This window comes from Anaerophilus nitritigenes, assembly GCF_004138215.1.
Lineage (GTDB): Bacteria > Bacillota > Clostridia > Peptostreptococcales > Thermotaleaceae > Anaerophilus > Anaerophilus nitritogenes.
Window position 1 is genome coordinate 27,033 of the sequence record NZ_RYYS01000042.1, and the last position, 18,025, is coordinate 45,057.

The following is an 18,025-nucleotide window of genomic DNA, read 5'->3' on the forward strand; positions in this document are numbered from 1 at the left end:
GGGAAACTTAGAATGAAGTTAAAATTCAATCCAGATTTAGACTATCAAAAGGAAAGTATCTCTTCTATAGTTAATATTTTTAAAGGGCAAACCCCAGCCCAAACAAACTTTACAGTATCAGCTTTAACGGATAAAGTAGGTACTGAAGGTAAGCTGATAACAGATTTGGGTATAGGAAATAAATTAGAGCTTGATGAAGAAGATATTTTAAAAAATATAAGAGAGATTCAACTTGAAAATGGACTTAACACTTCAAATTTAAAGGATTTAGGTAAAAATAACTACAAATTTACAGTGGAGATGGAAACAGGTACAGGAAAGACCTATGTCTATTTAAGAACCATATTTGAGCTGAATGCTAAATATGGCTTTACAAAATTTGTTATAGTAGTTCCCTCTGTTGCTATTAAAGAGGGTGTTGTTAAGTCTATAGATATTATGACAGAGCATTTTAAAGGGCTTTATAATAATGTAATATTTAAAGCTTATGAATATAAATCCCAAAAGCTAGACATTATAAGAGATTTTGCAACTAGTGATCATATAAGAATAATGGTTATGACTATTCAATCCTTTAACAAAGATAGTAATGTAATTAATATAGATAATGAAAAAACGAATGGGGTTAAGCCTATTGAGTTTATAAAAGAAACGAATCCTATTGTAATTATAGATGAACCTCAAAGTTCAGCCAGTACAGAAAAAGCTATGGATGCAATTAATTCATTAAATCCATTATGTACTGTAGGATACTCGGCTACCCATAAACATAAACACAATTTAATGTTTAGACTAGATGCAGTAGATGCCTATGAAAGAAAATTAGTAAAACAAATAGAAGTTGCCAGTGTTATTTCAAAGGATCATAATAATACAGCTTATATAAAGCTTGTAAGTGTAAATAATAAAAAGTCACCTATTAAAGCCAAAATTGAAATAGATATTTGGGATGATAAAAAAGGAACCATAGTAAGAAAATCAAAAGAATATAAAGTAGAAGATGATTTGTACGAATTATCTGGAAGAAGAGAGATATATAAAGGATACCAAATTACAGAAATAAATGCCAAAGAGGGAGATGAATATGTTTCCTTTGTAGGACATGAAACTATAAGATTAGGAGAAGTTCATGGTGAAATTGATGATGATATAATCAAAAGAACTCAAATAAGGAAAACCATTGAAGAGCATTTAAATAAAGAGGTTAAACTTAAAAAAGAAGGAATAAAGGTACTTAGTTTATTCTTTATAGATAAAGTTGCAAATTATAGAATTATAGACAAAGAAGGTAATCCACAAAAAGGGAAATATGCCCTTTGGTTTGAAGAAGAATACAAAAAAGCTATACAAAACCCTAAGTATAACACTCTTTTTAATGATGTAGATATAGAAACAGAGGCAGAATGTGTTCATAATGGATATTTTGCTCAAGATAAAAAAGGGGGATTTAAAGATACAAAGGGTAATACCTTAGCAGATGAAGATGCTTATAGCTTAATAATGAAGGATAAAGAAAAATTATTGAGTTTTGATACAAAATTAAAGTTTATATTCTCTCATTCAGCCTTAAAAGAAGGTTGGGACAACCCAAATGTATTTCAAATATGTACTTTAAACGAAACAAAATCAGAATCAAAAAAGAGACAAGAAATAGGTAGAGGACTTAGACTAGCAGTAAATCAAGATGGTGAAAGAGTGTATGGTTTTAATGTAAATACTTTAACTATAATGGCTAATGAAAGCTATGAAGATTTTGCAAGAAAACTGCAAAATGAATATGAAGAAGATGAAGGTATTAGATTTGGTATAGTTGAAAAGCATAATTTTGCTAATATTATAATATCAAAAGATGGTGAAAACACTTATTTAGAACAAGAAGCATCTGAAAAAATATTTAATCATTTAAAAGAAATGAAATATATAGATAATAAAGGTAAAATAACGGATAAGCTAAAAACAGCCTTAAAAGAGCAAAAAGTAGAGATACCACAAGAGTTTAAAGAGATAGAGAATCAAATAGTGAATAACCTTAAAAAAATAGCTGGTAATTTAAATGTAAAAAATGCAGAAGATAAAAAGCTTGTAAAATTAAATAAAATGAGATATTTAAGTTCAGAATTTAAGGAGCTATGGGATAGGATAAAATATAAAACCACATATTCAGTTCATTTTGATTCTGATGATCTTATAAATCAATGCGTAGAGGAAATAAAAAATAATCTTAGTATTAATAAAGCTAAATTAGTTTATTCAAAGGCTGACATAGATATAACCAAAGCTGGAACCATAGCAGAAGAAAATAATAGATATAGTATGGATGTAGATGTGTCTAATTTTGTATTGCCTGATATAATAACATTTTTGCAAAATCAAACAAACCTAACAAGAAGAACCTTAGTAGAGATATTAAAAAAATCACAAAGGTTAGAGGATTTTAAAAACAATCCTCAAAAATTCATGGATGAAGCATCTAAAATCATTAAAAGAAAAATGAGATTGATGATAGTAGATGGTATTAAGTATGAAAAAATAGGAGATGAAGCTTATTATTCTCAGGAGTTATTTGAAACAAAAGAGTTAAGTGGATATTTATCAAAAAATATGATAGCTAGTGACAAGTCTGTTTATGATTATGTTATTTATGATTCAGATAAAGAAGCTGAATTTGCAAAGAAATTTGAAAAAAATGAAAGTATAAAAATGTATATAAAATTACCAAATTGGTTTAAAATAGAAACACCACTAGGAACTTATAATCCAGACTGGGCAGTATTAATAGAAAAAGAGCATACAGAAAAATTATATTTTGTAGTTGAAACAAAGGGAAGTGTTTTATCAGAAGATTTAAGAGAAAAAGAAATTAAGAAGGTTAAGTGTGGAGAAAAGCATTTTGCTGCTTTGGGTAACAATATTATATTTGAAAAAAGAGATAACTTTAATGAATTTATTGAAAATGTATAAAAGAAAGGGTGTAGATTTATGGCAGAGATTAAATATGAAATAGTAGAAAAAATAGGAAGTTTATCAGAATCATCAAAAGGATGGACAAAAGAATTAAATCTAGTTTCTTGGAATGGAAGAGATCCCAAATATGATTTAAGGGATTGGGCTCCTGAGAATGAAAAGATGGGTAAAGGACTTACTTTATCGGCTGAGGAATTAAAGAAGTTAAGGGATATATTGAATGGCATGGAGTTATAGAATGATCAAAAAGAATCGACGTATTTGTTGGTTCTTTTTGATTCTAGGAGGATAGATATATGCTTTATACCAATGGAAATTTTTATATTGAAAGTGATTTTGAAGTAAGAGTACTTAGAGAAGTTGGAGAAGATGTAGATTTGTTGATTCCTATAGAGGATAGAACACTGAATTTATATATGGATCATCTACCTATTTATTTAAGTAAAAAAATACAGTTTCCTATGATCAAAAACATATTGGTTCGATTTTGTACATTGAAAAACAACTCTATTTGTACCATTCACTTTTTAAGAAATATTGATATTCAGTCTGCTATTGTTAATTTTGAAATGGATTATAGCAATCATTTTTTACACATACAAAATAAAGAATATGCTGTAGAACTAGAATTTAAAAAACTGTGATGTGTTTTTGTTGTGGTTAAATTATGGAATAATAGTACGAAATTATACTTTGATATTGTATAAAAAATGGTTATAATAAAAAAGAGGTGAGTCATATGAATCAAGTAGGAAAAGTAATAGAGGTTTTAGAAGATCATAGAGCTCAGGTTTTAATGAGAAAACATTCTGCATGTGGAGAATGTGGAGCTTGTCAGTATGGACAAGAAAATATGAAGATAAAAATTATAGCAATGAATCAAGTAGATGCCAAAGAAGGAGATACCGTAGAGGTAAACCTAGAGACACAAAATGTACTGGGAGCAGCTTTTATTGCTTATGTAATACCACTTATAGCTCTTTTGATAGGGATAATTGGAACAAGTTATTTACTCCCTAAAATAGGCTTTACTGGAAATATAGAAGTATATTCTATAGTAGTTGGATTTATTTTAACTGTCATTGTTTTTGGATTTATTAAATTAAATGAATCTTCATTTAAAAAACAAGATAAATATGTACCTGTTATATCAAAAGTTATAGAAGATGAAAAATAGAGATCATTGATCTCTATTTTTTCTTGATTTTTTAAACTCAAAAAACATTTTTGCAATAGAAGAAACGAGTAAAATAGCAGCTGCTATGCCTCCTGCCATAAAAAGGGTTTCACTTCCTACTATAGCAAATTTACTAAAATCTTTTTCCATAGCGGCAAGCATTGCATAATACATTCCAGCTCCTGGAACAAGAGGGATAATACCAGGAATTACAAATACAGTGACAGTTTCTTTGAATTTTCTAGCAAAAATTTCACTGATGATCGCTACAACAGAGGCACCTACAAAAGAAGCTGCAATCAAAGAACCAAAACTTTCTCTCCAGTATACAAAAGCAATCCAGCCACATCCTCCAACAAAGGAAGCTTTGATGATAGATTTTTGAGGGATATTAAAAAGAATAGAAAAACCTAGAGTAGCTAAAAAAGAAAATATAAATTGTAGATACATTATCAAATACCTCCAAAAATATAAATCCAAGTATTCATAACAGCTCCAGCCCCAACTGCAATAGCAATCGCTACAATAAAAGCTTCAGCAGTTCTTGCGGCACCTGATAATAAATCCCCAGAAATATAATCTCTTACAGCATTAGTAATTGCAACACCAGGAACCAATATCATAATAGAACTGATGATAATTTTATCAAGATGTATACCTACTCCAATATGAATAGATAATATGGCTATAAAAGCTGCAATTGCTCCACCGAATAGATTTTGAATAAAAAAATTAGAATTTAATTTTTCAGTAAAAGATATCGATATATAAATACATATGGACGTTATTAAAACACTAATAAAATCACTATAGGTAGCACCTAACATAACTCCAAAAAAAGAAGATGCAGTAGCTGCTCCAAATATTTTAAGAAATTTTGGATATTTAGGAAGATGATCAATTTTTTTTAAAATTTCTAATGCTTCCTCAATAGATAAAAAAGAACTAGAGACTTTACGAGAAAAGTCATTTACCTTTGAAATTTTGTTTAAATCAATAGTTCTCTCAACGATTCTTTTTATAAATGTAAGTACATCTCCACCATTTTCTCTACAATCTACGGAAACAAATATCCCAGTAGGTGTTACAAAAGATTCTACATAAGAAATTTTATAAGCTTTGCAAATTCTCATCACTGTATCTTCCACTCTATAGGTTTCTGCTCCATTTTTAAGCATGATTTCTCCTGCATAAAGAGCCATAACTAAAACATCTTTTTCTCTAGAGTTCATTTTTTCACTCCTTTATTCTTATAGCACATTATATCAAAATGGAAATAAGGTTACAACATAGTATAAAAGCATGAAATAAATTTAATTTAAAATATTTATTATATGCATGATTTTTTTAAATTTAAAAAAAAGTTTGCATATTTTAAAAAACTGTAGTATTATATAAAAAATAGTATTGAATTGAAAGACAATTGAATAACATAAGCGTACAACTTATCAAGAGTGGTGGAGGGACTGGCCCTGTGAAACCCGGCAAATGCAAAAGCTAGTGCTAATTCCAGCAGACATATGTCTGAGAGATAAGTGTTGAGTTATAGATTGAAATCATAACCACACTTATTAGAGTGTGGTTTTTTAATACCACAATCAAATTCAAAAAATTAATTAAGAAAGAGGTATTAAATTATGAAAAAATATTCACAAGAAACATTATGTGTACAAGCAGGTTATGAACCCAAAAATGGAGAAGCAAGAATATTACCTATAATTCAATCTACAACTTATAAGTATGATGATGCAGATGAAGTAGGTAAGCTGTTTGACCTAGAAGCACAGGGGCATATGTATTCAAGAATAAGCAATCCCACGGTAGCAGCACTTGAAGATAAAATTACATCCTTAGAGGGAGGAGTAGGAGCGCTTGCAACATCTTCAGGTCAGTCAGCTAATCTAATTGCAATACTTACAATTTGTAATGCAAATGAGCATGTGGTTGCAATGTCAAATCTTTATGGCGGAACTTTTACATTATTCACATCTACATTAAAAAAGATGGGAATAGAAGTAACTTTTGTAGACCATAAAGCTACAGAATCAGAAATACAATCGCATATAAAATCCAATACAAAACTTATTTTTGCAGAAACTATCGGAAATCCAGGGGTTGATGTTTTAGATATACAGACTGTTTCAAACGTAGCACATGAGAATAATATACCACTTGTAATAGATAATACTTTTGCTACACCATATCTTTGCAGACCTTTTGAATTTGGAGCCGATATAGTAACTCATTCTACTACAAAATATTTAGATGGACATGCAACAAGTGTAGGAGGCATAATTGTAGACAGTGGAAAATTTGATTGGGAAAAAAGCGGAAAGTTTCCACATCTTACTGAGCCAGACCCAAGCTATCATGGACTTAGCTATACGAAGCAGTTTAAGGAGGCGGCATATATAGTAAAAGCAAGAGTAGCTTTTTTAAGAGACATGGGAAATACAATGAGTCCATTCAACGCATTTTTAACTAACTTAGGAGCAGAAACCCTTGCTCTTAGAATGGAAAGACACAGTGAAAATGCGCTTAAAATTGCAAAATTCTTAGAAAATCATCCTAATGTAGCTTGGATAAATTATCCGCTTTTAGAATCAAGTGAAAGCTACGAGCTTGCAAAGAGATATCTTCCAAAAGGAGCAAGTGGAATAATTTCTTTTGGAGTAAAAGGCGGTGCTGAGAGTGGCAAAAAATTTATCAATTCTCTTGAGCTTGCAAGTCTTGTAGTTCATGTAGGAGATATAAGAACCCATGTACTTCATCCAGCGAGCATGACACACAGACAGCTTTCTGAGGAAGCTCAAGTAAAAGCTGGCATAAAGCCAGATATGATAAGACTATCTGTAGGGATTGAAAATGCAGAAGATATAATCAAGGACTTAGATAAGGCACTTAGAGATTAATTAGAAGAGGTGAAGAATATGCCAGTAATAATACCATATGACCTTCCGGCAAAAGAAATATTAACGCATGAAAATATTTTTGTAATTAATGAGACTAGAGCGCAGACACAGGATATAAGACCACTTAAACTAGCGATAATAAACCTTATGCCAACTAAAATAGAAACAGAAACACAGCTTCTTAGAATGCTTTCAAATACAGCACTTCAGGTAAATGTAGACCTTATAAGAACTACATCACATCAGAGTAAAAATACAAGTAAAGAACATTTGGAAAAATTTTATAAAACATTTAAAGATATAAAAAACACTAAATATGATGCTATGATAGTAACGGGAGCGCCTGTTGAGAAGATGCACTATACAGAAGTTAGCTACTGGAAAGAATTAAAAGAAATAATGGATTATGCAAGAGAGAATGTTTACTCCACTATGTTTATTTGCTGGGCATCACAAGCTGCACTTTATCATTATTATGGCATAGGAAAATACAAGTTTGAAAACAAACTCTCAGGTATATTTGAAAACGAATTGGTAGGAGAAAGTGTTCTGACAAGAGGTTTTGATAAATATTTTTATGCACCTCAATCTAGATACACATATTGTAAGGAGAAAGATTTAAAAAATATAGAAGATATTGAGATTATAGCAAAATCTGATGAAGCAGGAGTTCATATTGCAACTACAAAAGATAATCGACTCATATTTATATCGGGACATAGTGAATATGATGAAGATACTTTGGATAAGGAATATAAAAGAGATTTAGATCAAGGGCTTAAAGCCCAAATACCTAAAAATTATTATAGAGACAATGATCCTAATAAAGATATAATTGTAAGATGGAAAGCTCATGGAAACTTATTGTTTAGCAACTGGTTAAACTACTGTGTATATCAACAAACTCCTTATGATATAGAGAAAATAACCAAAAAAGTAGTAGACAAATTTGAAGGAAGATCACTTTCAGATGCAACGTAGAATATATTGTGAGTAAAGATTTATATTTTATATAATTTATACAAAACTTGTAAAATTACTGAATTAAACTTATAATAAGAATAGATGAAATTTTTAAAATAAAAGATACATAGGAAGGAGAATAAAATTATGAATTTTGAAAATTTGAAACAAACAGATTCAGAAATATTAGAGGCTATTGAAAAAGAAATAGAAAGACAAAGAAATAAAATTGAGCTCATTGCATCAGAAAATTTTGTTACAGAAGCAGTAATGGAGGCTATGGGAAGTCAATTAACAAATAAATATGCAGAAGGATATCCTCATAAAAGATATTATGGAGGGTGTGAGTATGTAGATATTGTAGAGGATTTAGCAAGAGAAAGATTAAAAAAATTATTTAATGCAGAGCATGTAAACGTTCAGCCACATTCAGGAGCAAATGCAAACTTAGGGGTATATTTTGCTATGATTGAGCCTGGAGATACAGTTTTAGGTATGAATCTTTCTCATGGAGGACACTTAACTCATGGGAGTCCTGTAAACATATCAGGAAATTATTTTAAATTTATAGAGTATGGAGTAGATCAAGAGTCTGAAGTTATAGATTATGATGAAGTATTAAAAGTTGCAAAAAAAGCAAAGCCAAAATTAATTGTGGCAGGAGCTAGTGCATATCCAAGAAGCATAGATTTTAAAAAGTTTAGAGAAATTGCAGATGAAGTAGGAGCATATTTAATGGTGGATATGGCTCATATAGCAGGATTAGTAGCAGCTGGACTTCATCAAAATCCATGTGAGTATGCACATTTTGTAACTACTACTACTCATAAGACACTAAGAGGACCTAGAGGAGGAGCTATCCTTTGTAAAGAGGAATTTGCAAAAAAAATAGATAAAGCAATTTTTCCTGGAATACAAGGGGGACCACTAATGCATGTTATTGCAGCAAAGGCGGTAAGTTTTAAAGAAGCTTTAACAGATGAATTTAAAACTTATCAAGAACAAATCATAAAAAATGCAAAAAGATTATCAGAAGAATTAATCAAAAGAGGTTTTAGACTTGTTTCAGGAGGAACAGATAATCACTTACTTTTATTAGACTTAAGAAATAAAAATATAACAGGAAAAGAAGCAGAAAAGCTTTTAGATGAAGCAGGTGTTACAGTTAATAAAAATACTATTCCATTTGATCCTCAAAGTCCTTTTGTAACAAGTGGTATAAGAATTGGTACTCCAGCTGTTACAACAAGAGGAATGAAAGAAGAGGATATGGCAGATATTGCAGAAATTATGGGTATGATTATTGATTCTCCAGATAAGATAGAAGAAGCAAAAAAACTAGTTGAAAAATTATGTGATAGATTTCCATTATATAAATAAAACATGACTTTTGTCATGTTTTATTTATATAGATGAGAGGAAGAATTTTATGAAAGATTTTACAAAAGAGATATTAGAAATATTATTAGAGTATATTGATGAAGGAATTCATGTTATTGATCAAGATGGAAAGACCATTTTATATAATAAAACTATGGAAAAACTAGAAGGTATGAAAAAACAAGATGTATTAAAAAAGCAATTATTAGATGTATTTCCTACCTTAAATAAAAATAGTAGTACTCTTTTAAAGGTATTGGGGACAGGACAAAAGATAATAGATAATCCTCAAACTTATTTTAATCATCATGATAAAGAAATTACTACCATAAACACTACGATCCCTATATTTTTAGACGATGAAAAAGTAGGAGCTTTGGAAATTTCAAAAAATATTACAAAATTAAAGGAATTATCAGAGCAAATTATGGCGTTACAAGAACAATTGACTCAACCGGAAAAACAGATAAAGATAAAAAAAAGATTTACTTTTTCAAGTATTATCGGTGAAAATGAAAATTTTAAAAAAGCAATTGATTATGCAAAGAAAGCTTCTAAATTTTCTTCAAGTGTACTTATATATGGAGAGACGGGAACAGGTAAAGAATTAGTAGCTCAAAGTATTCACCATGAAAGTTTAAGAGCAAGTAAGCCATTTTTAGCACAAAATTGTGCAGCTATACCAGAAACTCTATTAGAAGGCATGTTGTTTGGAACCATAAAGGGTGGATTTACAGGAGCTGTGGATCGACCAGGATTGTTTGAACAAGCAAATGGAGGAACACTATTTTTAGATGAGCTCAATTCTATGGGAATACAATTACAATCTAAACTTTTAAGAGTTTTACAAGAAGGTATGATCAGAAGAATAGGAGGAGTAAAAGATATTCCTATAGATGTAAGAGTTATTGCTAGTACCAACGAGGAACCTTATGAGGCAATTGAAAGGGGTCAATTAAGAAAAGATTTATTTTATCGTATTAATGTAATACCTATTACCTTACCTCCTTTAAGAGAAAGAAAAGAAGACATTAAAGTATTAACAAATTATTTTATACAAAAGTACAATAAACAGCTTAAAAAGGAAATACAAGGAGTAGAAGAATCCGTATTAGATTCATTTCAAAGATACAGATGGCCTGGAAATGTAAGAGAGCTTGAGAATGTCATAGAGGGAGCTATGAATATTATTGAAGAGGAACGAATATTAAAACAAGATCATTTTTCTCCACAAGCAAATGCAAAAATATTTGCATTCACTTATCCTATAGAATATAAATTTAAAAAAGATTTACCTACTACCATAGCTGAAATCGAAAAAAATATGATTCGAAAAGTACTTATATCTTGTAAAGATAATATTACAAAAGCTTCAGAGCAGCTAGGAGTAAAAAGACAAACACTTCAACATAAGATGAAAAAATATAATATTTCTACAAAATAAGACTGCAAAAACATTTGCGAAAGACTGCAAAAATATTTGCAGTCTTGTTTATTGTTCTGAAAATTCAAACCATAAAGCTAGAATAATATTTAAATATTAGAATAAATATGCAAAATACCATAAAAAAAGACATAAATTTATCAATTTTTTATATTAAAACTTGGCATAGAAGTTGCTTTTATAAATATCAAATACAAATTATTTAATTTATGGGAGGGATACATATGGAAAATATTAAAGTGATTATTTGGGGACTTGGTGCAATGGGAAAAGGAATGGCAGAAATGCTTTTAAAAAAGAAAGGTGTAGATATAGTAGGAGTAGTAGGAAGAGGTAAAAAAATAGGAACAAGTATGTATGATTATTTATCTGTTGAAAGAGAAGATAGAAAAGATCTTTTATTAGGAGCTTATGATGAGGTCATTACAGAAAAAGCAGCAGATGTAGTTTTAATTTGCACAGATTCTTTTACAAAAAATGCGTTTGAAAAAATTAAATTTTGTTTAGAAAAGAAAATCAATGTAATTTCAAGTGCAGAAGAAATGTCTTATCCAATGGCACAAGAGCCAGAGCTTACAAAAGAGATGGATAAAATTGCAAAAGAAAATGGAGTATCTGTATTGGGAACTGGAATTAATCCAGGTCTGATTATGGACTTATTAGTAGTAACATTAACAGGTGCATGTGAATCAGTAGATCATGTTGTGGCAAGAAGAGTAAATAGTTTATCTCCTTTTGGACCTGCTGTAATGGAAGAACAAGGAATAGGGATAACAGTAGAAGCATTTAAAAAAGGTGTAGAAGAAGGAACTTTAGCAGGACATGTAGGTTTTGCTGAATCAGTTTCTATGATTGCAGATGCTATTGGCTGGAAATTAAGTGACAAAGTAAAGCAAAGTATGGAGCCTATAGTTTCAAATGTATACAGAAAATCACCATATGCACAAGTACAACCAGGAGAAGTAGCAGGATGCGCTATGAAAGGCTTTGGATATGTAGATGGAGAGTTAAAAATTGAAATGGATCATCCACAACAAATTGAACCTGAAACAGAAGGAACTCATACAGGAGATTATATAGAAATTAAAGGAGTACCAAATATCAATATGGCTATTAATCCAGAGGTTCCTGGAGGAATTGGAACGATTGCTATGTGTGTAAATATGATTCCTCATATTATTAATGCAAGACCTGGAGTAAAAACTATGATAGATCTTCCTGTACCAAGAGCAATTATGGGAGATATGAGAGATATGATAGAAAGGTAGGGATAAAAAATGAAAATTAAAAAAGGAGATTGGGTACTTACATATCATGTTGTATTAACTCCAGATGAGAGGGCACCACAGGTTCCAGATGATACAAAGAAAGTTCCACTTGAATCATGGGTAAAGGGCTTTTTACAAGAAGATGCAGAAATAGGTGATGAAGTAACAGTAAAAACAATTACAGGAAGAATGGCAAAAGGAAAATTATTAGAGGTAAATCCAGCTTATCAACATAATTTTGGGAATTTTGTTCCAGAGCTTCTTCAAGTAGGAATACAACTAAAGTCTATTCTTTGGGGAGGGGAACAAAATGAATAATACAAGTTATGAAAGTGTAATGGGAAGAAAAAATGAAATCATGAAAAAAGCAGTAGGAATTGATTATAATGTTTTTGAATCAGGAGATATAAGGTTTGATTATGAAAAAATGATGAGAGATACAGGATATAGTCTTGATGAGATTCAAAAAATACAACTAGCTACAGGTGTTGGAAATACTCCATTATTAGAACTGAAAAATTTAACCAAACTAGCAAGAAAAGTGGCACCTAAAGGAATGGGTGCAAGAATCTTTATAAAGGATGAAGCGTCTAACCCATCTGGAAGTTTTAAAGCAAGAAGAGCAGCTACTGCTGTATACCATGCAAAAAGATTAGGATACAAAGGAGTTATTGCAGCAACTAGTGGAAATTATGGTGCGGCTGTAGCGTCACAAGCAGCAATGCAAGGACTAAAATGTATTATTGTTCAAGAATGTTATGATAGTAAAGGAATAGGACAGCCTGAAATCATAGAAAAGGCTAGAAAATGTGAAGCTTATGGTGCTGAAGTCATACAACTTACTGTAGGGCCAGAACTGTTTTATACTTTCTTAAGACTTTTAGAAGAAACAGGATATTTTAATGCTTCTTTGTATACTCCTTTTGGAATTGCAGGGGTAGAAACATTAGGATATGAAATTGCTATGCAGTTTAGAGAAAGAGAAGGGAAAGACCCAGATGTAGTAGTTTGTACGAACGCTGGTGGAGGAAACTTAACTGGAACAGCTAGAGGAATGATAAAAGCTGGTGCAGATCAAACTCAAATAATTGCAGCAAGTGTAAATTTAAGTGGACTTCATATGGCAAGTGATATTCAGTTTAATAAAAAATCTTTTACTACAGGACATACAGGATTTGGAATGCCTTTTTCTACAGGACCAGACCGTTCAGATGTGCCAAGATCTGCTGCAAGACCACTTAGATATATGCATCGATATGTAACTGTAGCTCAAGGAGAAGTTTTTTATATGACAGAAACTTTGGCTCAAATTGAAGGATTAGAAAGAGGACCAGCAGGAAATACATCACTAGTGGCTGCTTTTAGCCTTGCTCAACAATTAGATGAAGACAAAATTATTGTAGTACAAGAAACAGAATATACAGGAGCAGGAAAACATGTACAGCCGCAGCTTTCTTTTGCTAGAGATAATGGAATTGATATAAAATTTGGAAATCCAAGGGATGAAGTTCCAGGACAAAATATTATATTACCAGAACATCCAAGACTCATTCAAGCACAAGAAGTAGATTTAAACAAACTAAGAAGATCTTACATCAATCATTGTATTGATGATTATGGACAAAAAGAAATTTCTAATGAAGATTTAGATTTCTTAGTACAAGAGACAAAATCTAGTATAGAGTTTGTAAAAGAAATAATTAAAGAGAAAGATATAAAAATTTCTGAATAAAAATTTTATAATGCTTTTGCATTATTTGTTTGGCATACATATGTATGCCAAACTTCTCTCAAAATATAGAATCGGGGTGACAAAATGAAAAGAGCGGATGATTTTGAAAAACGAAGAGACCATTTGAAAAATTTAACAGATGAAGAATTAAAACAAAGATTTTGGGAATTGGCAAATCAACTAGTAGATCCTCTTTTGGATCTTGCATATAAAAATACTTCACCATCTATTGAAAGATCGATCCTTCTTCGTATGGGATTTTCAAGCATGGAAGCAAAAGCTATCGTAGAAGGTGTAAGGGATAGAGGCCTTATGGGAAAAGGGGCAGGACATGTAGTTTATAAGCTTGCAAAGACAAAGAATATAGATATTAGAGATGCAGGAGTTGCTCTTTCTAATGGAGAGTACTGGGATGAAGTAATAGATTTATTCAAAGGAGGTGTGCAAAGTGAAGCTTGATAAAAATGAAAAATTAGAAATTAAAGAAATTTTAAAGGATCTTAATACTTATGTACCCAAAAGAAGAGGTTGGGTTTGGAGAGAGAAAAAAAATGATTTACAGATGGGACCTTTTACTTATCAAAATTGTTCAGAGCCTCTTACACAAAGTGTTCCTTTGCCATCTGCAAAATATTTTGGAGATATTGACCCACAACCTGAGTACTCTATTACTACAGAAATTGCATCAGGTAGATTTGAAGATGATATAAGAAGAATGAGAATGGCTGCATGGCATGGAGCAGATCATATCATGGTTATTAGAACAGCAGGACAATCTCATTTTGATGGACTTATAGAGGGAACACCACAAGGAATAGGTGGTATTCCTGTTACAAGAAAGCAAGTTCGTGCTCAAAGAAAAGCACTTGATTTTATAGAAGAAGAAGTGGGAAGACCAATTAATTATCATTCTTATGTTAGTGGTGTGGCAGGACCTGAAATTGCAGTTATGTTTGCAGAAGAAGGGGTAAATGGAGCCCATCAAGACCCACAATATAATGTTTTGTATAGAAATATTAATATGATTCGTTCTTTTGTAGACGCAGCAGAATCTAAAACTATCATGAAATGGGCAGATATTGCTCAAATTGATGGAGCTCATAATGCAAATGCTACAGCAAGAGAAGCATGGAAGGTAATGCCAGAGCTTATGGTTCAGCATTCACTTAACTCAATTTTTTCTGTAAGAGTAGGGATGAAAAAATCTAATATTTGTTTATCAACGGTACCACCAACAGCTCCACCTGCACCATGTCTTCATATTGACCTTCCTTATGCAGTAGCTTTAAGAGATTTATTCTCTGAATATAGAATGAGAGCTCAAATGAATACAAAATATATGGAATCTTCTACAAGAGAAGCTACTGTTACCCATGTAATCAATCTACTCATTTCTAGACTTACAAGTGCAGATATTCAATCTACCATCACTCCAGATGAAGGAAGAAATGTACCATGGCATATTTATAATATAGAAGCTTGTGATACTGCAAAACAAGCATTAATAGGAATGGATAATATACTAGATTTAGTAGAGCTTAAAAGGCATGGCTATCTTCCAGAAAAGGTTCGAGAATTAAAAGAAAGAGCTATCTTATTTATGGAAGAGATGATTAGAGTAGGAGGATATTTTAAAGCCATAGAAGAAGGCTTCTTTATAGACTCTGGCTGTTATCCTGAAAGAAATGGAGATGGAATTCCAAGAAAGAGTGATGGAGGAGTAGGTGTAGGGACTGTTTATGAAAGAGATGAGGACTACTTTGCTCCAGTTACAGCACATTTTGGATACAACAATGTAGCACAATATGACGCTACTCTTATAGATAATCCTGCAGAATTCATTGGAGGTTGCACTTTTGAAAAACCAGAAAAAATTGTTTATATAGATGAATTAGATGAAACAGATAATGTAAATGTACGATTAGAAGAAACAAAAGCATTAAGAGAATCAAGTCAAATAAAGCCAGAAGTAGAGTGGTTAGGAGACGGTATTATTCAACTAGATTTATTTTTACCTACAAGTAGAAGAGTTGCAGAAGTAGCAGCAGTAGAGATTGGAAAGAAAATGGGACTGATAGATCCTGAAGTAATTCACAAAGAAATTATGCATCCATCTGAAGGAACTAGGATACAATTAAAAGGTAAAATAGATTTTAGTATAGATGTGGATCGATTAGTCATTCCTCCAGAGCCTGAGATTATGTCTGATGAGGAAATTCGTCAAGATATTGAAGAAAATCCAATGAAGATTGTTGCTGCAACAGTAGGAGAAGATGAACACTCTGTAGGTTTAAGGGAAATCATTGATATTAAGCATGGTGGGATAGAAAGATATGGTATTGAATGTCATTATCTAGGTACCTCTGTTCCTGTAGAAAAATTAGTAGATGCAGCTATAGAATTAAATGCAAATGCAATACTAGCTTCTACAATTATTAGCCATGATGATATCCATTATAAAAATATGAAGAGAATTCATGAATTATGTGTAGAAAAAGGTATAAGAGATAAAATTATGATTGCTTGTGGAGGAACACAAGTTACACCTAAAATAGCAGTCAAACAAGGTGTAGATGCAGGATTTGGAAGAGGAAGTAAAGGAGTTCATATGGCCACTTTCTTAGTGAAAAAAAGAAGGGAAATGCAAAATGAAAATTGATTTATTAGTAGCCGAGATTGGAAGTACTACTACTGTGGTGAATGCCTTTTTAGGCATTCACACTGCTGATCCCAAATTTTTAGGGCAGGGCCAAGCCCCTACTAGTGTATTAGAGGGAGATGTAACGATAGGTCTTGAAGGAGCTATTGAGGATTTAAGAAAAAATTTAAACTTATCTAGTATTGATTATGAAGAGATGCTTGCTACAAGTAGTGCAGCAGGAGGACTAAAAATGAGTGTCCATGGACTTGTATATGATATGACAGTTCGTGCTGCAAAGGAAGCTGCACTCGGTGCAGGAGCAATTATTCATCAAGTAACAGGAGGTAAGTTAAGAAGAACAGATATAAAAAAGATAAAAGAAATTGGTCCAAATCTTATATTGATTGCTGGTGGAGTAGATTATGGAGAAAGAGACACAGCCCTTTTGAATGCAGAAATGATTGCTGACTCAGGAATTAAAGCACCAATTATTTATGCAGGGAATATTGAAAATCAAGAAGAGATTCGTGAAATATTTAAAGATAAAGAAAATAAGTTATATATTGTAGAAAACGTATATCCAAAAATAGATGAGTTAAATATTGAACCTACTAGAAAAGTAATTCAAGAAGCTTTTGAGGAGCATATTATTCATGCACCAGGAATGAGCAAGGTAAGGGATCTTATTACAGGTCCAATTATTCCTACTCCTGGTGCAGTTATGGAAGCATCAAAGGTATTAAAAGAAGAAATAGGAGATTTAATGACTCTAGATGTAGGAGGAGCAACAACAGATATCCATTCTGTTACAGAAGGAAGTGAAGAAATCAGTAGGATTTTAATTAGTCCTGAGCCTACAGCAAAAAGAACAGTAGAAGGAGATTTAGGGGTTTATGTGAATATGAAAAATATAGTAGATCGAATAGGCAAAGATGTTTTGACACAAAAGCTAAATTGTGATGTAGAAGAATTAATCAATCAACATAAACCTATTCCAGATACAGATAAATTAAAAGAGTTTGTAGAATTATTAACCAAAGAAGCAGTATTAACTTCTGTATATCGTCATGGAGGGAAATTAAGAAATCTATATGGTCCCGCAGGAAAGAAGACATTTGCAGAAGGAAAAGACCTTACTAGTCTAAAATGGATTATTGGAACAGGAGGGGCACTCACTCGGCTTCCTCATAGAGTAGAGATATTAAAAGAAATAGCAAAGAGCAACAAAGGAGATTATTTGCTTCCCAATAAAGAAGTAAAAATACTCATTGATAATGATTATATTATGGCATCTTTGGGCGTTTTATCTAAAAAATATAAAGAGGCTGCTTTAATATTAATGAAGAAGAGTTTGGGATTACTTTAGCAAATTTTTACCTTTTATAGAATAGGCACAAAGAACCTTCGTTTTATTGATCACGAAGGTTTTTTGTGCTTGTAATTTTTAAGTTCGATACCTAAAAATTATCCATTTTAAAAAGTAAAGATGCTATTGTATAAAAATATAGATGTTATAAAATATATTACAAAGGATAATCATTAAC

General features: G+C 31.5%; 16 protein-coding genes and 1 riboswitch. Of the genes, 14 read left to right on the forward strand and 2 right to left on the reverse strand.

Translation table 11 applies throughout. The features are described from left to right. The first annotated feature begins 12 nt into the window (after positions 1–12). The 4 genes from EK368_RS06340 to EK368_RS06355 all read left to right on the forward strand — a co-directional run bounded on the left by EK368_RS06340 (position 13) and on the right by EK368_RS06355 (position 4,141). Positions 13–2,961 carry a type III restriction-modification system endonuclease gene (locus tag EK368_RS06340; protein ID WP_129597599.1) on the forward strand — a complete coding sequence of 983 codons (2,949 nt, stop codon included), beginning with the start codon at positions 13–15 and terminating at the stop codon, positions 2,959–2,961. 18 nt (positions 2,962–2,979) lie between these two features. Next, positions 2,980–3,201 carry a YdbC family protein gene (locus EK368_RS06345; protein ID WP_129597601.1) on the forward strand — a complete coding sequence of 74 codons (222 nt, stop codon included), beginning with the start codon at positions 2,980–2,982 and terminating at the stop codon, positions 3,199–3,201. 59 nt (positions 3,202–3,260) lie between these two features. Further along, positions 3,261–3,608 carry a hypothetical protein gene (locus EK368_RS06350; RefSeq protein ID WP_129597603.1) on the forward strand — a complete coding sequence of 116 codons (348 nt, stop codon included), beginning with the start codon at positions 3,261–3,263 and terminating at the stop codon, positions 3,606–3,608. A 95-nt stretch (positions 3,609–3,703) separates the two neighbouring features. After that, complete coding sequence (locus EK368_RS06355) at positions 3,704–4,141, forward strand: SoxR reducing system RseC family protein (protein WP_129597605.1); 438 nt, start codon at positions 3,704–3,706, stop codon at positions 4,139–4,141. A 3-nt stretch (positions 4,142–4,144) separates the two neighbouring features. On the opposite strand, the gene EK368_RS06360 is transcribed toward EK368_RS06355, so the two are convergent. Together EK368_RS06360 and EK368_RS06365 are read right to left on the reverse strand one after the other, a co-directional pair. Next, positions 4,145–4,591 (reverse strand): threonine/serine exporter family protein, encoded by a 447-nt coding sequence (locus EK368_RS06360; protein ID WP_129597607.1) that lies wholly within the window; start codon positions 4,589–4,591, stop codon positions 4,145–4,147. 2 nt (positions 4,592–4,593) lie between these two features. Further along, the gene (locus tag EK368_RS06365) at positions 4,594–5,373 is read right to left on the reverse strand and encodes a threonine/serine exporter family protein (protein ID WP_129597609.1); all 780 of its coding nucleotides are present in this window, start codon (positions 5,371–5,373) and stop codon (positions 4,594–4,596) included. 210 nt (positions 5,374–5,583) lie between these two features. Next, positions 5,584–5,679: riboswitch (SAM riboswitch) on the forward strand. A gap of 99 nt (positions 5,680–5,778) precedes the next feature. On the opposite strand from EK368_RS06365, the gene EK368_RS06370 reads away from it, so the two are divergent. The 10 genes from EK368_RS06370 (at position 5,779) to EK368_RS06415 (ending at position 17,847) form a co-directional block, all read left to right on the forward strand. Continuing rightward, complete coding sequence (locus EK368_RS06370) at positions 5,779–7,053, forward strand: O-acetylhomoserine aminocarboxypropyltransferase/cysteine synthase family protein (protein WP_129597611.1); 1,275 nt, start codon at positions 5,779–5,781, stop codon at positions 7,051–7,053. Positions 7,054–7,071: 18 nt separating this feature from the next. Next, the gene (locus EK368_RS06375) at positions 7,072–8,034 is read left to right on the forward strand and encodes a homoserine O-succinyltransferase (protein ID WP_129597613.1); all 963 of its coding nucleotides are present in this window, start codon (positions 7,072–7,074) and stop codon (positions 8,032–8,034) included. A gap of 129 nt (positions 8,035–8,163) precedes the next feature. Beyond that, positions 8,164–9,396: a serine hydroxymethyltransferase gene (locus tag EK368_RS06380; protein ID WP_129597615.1), complete on the forward strand. Its 1,233-nt coding sequence runs from the start codon at positions 8,164–8,166 to the stop codon at positions 9,394–9,396. A gap of 49 nt (positions 9,397–9,445) precedes the next feature. Then, positions 9,446–10,840 (forward strand): sigma-54 interaction domain-containing protein, encoded by a 1,395-nt coding sequence (locus EK368_RS06385; RefSeq protein WP_129597617.1) that lies wholly within the window; start codon positions 9,446–9,448, stop codon positions 10,838–10,840. A 224-nt stretch (positions 10,841–11,064) separates the two neighbouring features. Continuing rightward, positions 11,065–12,108 (forward strand): 2,4-diaminopentanoate dehydrogenase, encoded by a 1,044-nt coding sequence (gene ord, locus EK368_RS06390; protein WP_129597619.1) that lies wholly within the window; start codon positions 11,065–11,067, stop codon positions 12,106–12,108. A gap of 9 nt (positions 12,109–12,117) precedes the next feature. Then, a complete protein-coding gene (gene ortA, locus EK368_RS06395; protein WP_129597621.1) occupies positions 12,118–12,426 on the forward strand; it encodes a 2-amino-4-oxopentanoate thiolase subunit OrtA in 309 nt (102 codons plus the stop codon). Next, a complete protein-coding gene (ortB, locus tag EK368_RS06400) occupies positions 12,419–13,840 on the forward strand; it encodes a 2-amino-4-oxopentanoate thiolase subunit OrtB (protein WP_129597623.1) in 1,422 nt (473 codons plus the stop codon). Before ortA ends, ortB begins: the two co-directional genes overlap by 8 nt. Before the next feature lie 84 nt (positions 13,841–13,924). Beyond that, entirely contained in the window at positions 13,925–14,299 is a 375-nt protein-coding gene (locus tag EK368_RS06405; RefSeq protein ID WP_129597625.1) for an ornithine aminomutase subunit alpha, read from the forward strand. Continuing rightward, on the forward strand, positions 14,289–16,499 hold the full coding sequence (oraE, locus tag EK368_RS06410) for a D-ornithine 4,5-aminomutase subunit OraE (protein WP_129597627.1): 2,211 nt from the start codon (positions 14,289–14,291) through the stop codon (positions 16,497–16,499). The genes EK368_RS06405 and oraE overlap by 11 nt, the downstream gene beginning before the upstream one ends. Continuing rightward, positions 16,489–17,847, forward strand: coding sequence for a GlmL-related ornithine degradation protein (locus EK368_RS06415; protein ID WP_129597629.1), 1,359 nt, complete (start codon positions 16,489–16,491; stop codon positions 17,845–17,847). Before oraE ends, EK368_RS06415 begins: the two co-directional genes overlap by 11 nt. Positions 17,848–18,025 lie beyond the last annotated feature (178 nt).

Bases quoted from the DNA above. Each gene is read 5' to 3' on its own strand.
- EK368_RS06340 (WP_129597599.1), top strand. From the start codon at position 13: ATGAAGTTAAAATTCAATCCAGATTTAGACTATCAAAAGGAAAGTATC.
- EK368_RS06345 (WP_129597601.1), top strand. From the start codon at position 2,980: ATGGCAGAGATTAAATATGAAATAGTAGAAAAAATAGGAAGTTTATCA.
- EK368_RS06350 (WP_129597603.1), top strand. From the start codon at position 3,261: ATGCTTTATACCAATGGAAATTTTTATATTGAAAGTGATTTTGAAGTA.
- EK368_RS06355 (WP_129597605.1), top strand. From the start codon at position 3,704: ATGAATCAAGTAGGAAAAGTAATAGAGGTTTTAGAAGATCATAGAGCT.
- EK368_RS06360 (WP_129597607.1), bottom strand. From the start codon at position 4,591: ATGTATCTACAATTTATATTTTCTTTTTTAGCTACTCTAGGTTTTTCT.
- EK368_RS06365 (WP_129597609.1), bottom strand. From the start codon at position 5,373: ATGAACTCTAGAGAAAAAGATGTTTTAGTTATGGCTCTTTATGCAGGA.
- EK368_RS06370 (WP_129597611.1), top strand. From the start codon at position 5,779: ATGAAAAAATATTCACAAGAAACATTATGTGTACAAGCAGGTTATGAA.
- EK368_RS06375 (WP_129597613.1), top strand. From the start codon at position 7,072: ATGCCAGTAATAATACCATATGACCTTCCGGCAAAAGAAATATTAACG.
- EK368_RS06380 (WP_129597615.1), top strand. From the start codon at position 8,164: ATGAATTTTGAAAATTTGAAACAAACAGATTCAGAAATATTAGAGGCT.
- EK368_RS06385 (WP_129597617.1), top strand. From the start codon at position 9,446: ATGAAAGATTTTACAAAAGAGATATTAGAAATATTATTAGAGTATATT.
- ord (WP_129597619.1), top strand. From the start codon at position 11,065: ATGGAAAATATTAAAGTGATTATTTGGGGACTTGGTGCAATGGGAAAA.
- ortA (WP_129597621.1), top strand. From the start codon at position 12,118: ATGAAAATTAAAAAAGGAGATTGGGTACTTACATATCATGTTGTATTA.
- ortB (WP_129597623.1), top strand. From the start codon at position 12,419: ATGAATAATACAAGTTATGAAAGTGTAATGGGAAGAAAAAATGAAATC.
- EK368_RS06405 (WP_129597625.1), top strand. From the start codon at position 13,925: ATGAAAAGAGCGGATGATTTTGAAAAACGAAGAGACCATTTGAAAAAT.
- EK368_RS06415 (WP_129597629.1), top strand. From the start codon at position 16,489: ATGAAAATTGATTTATTAGTAGCCGAGATTGGAAGTACTACTACTGTG.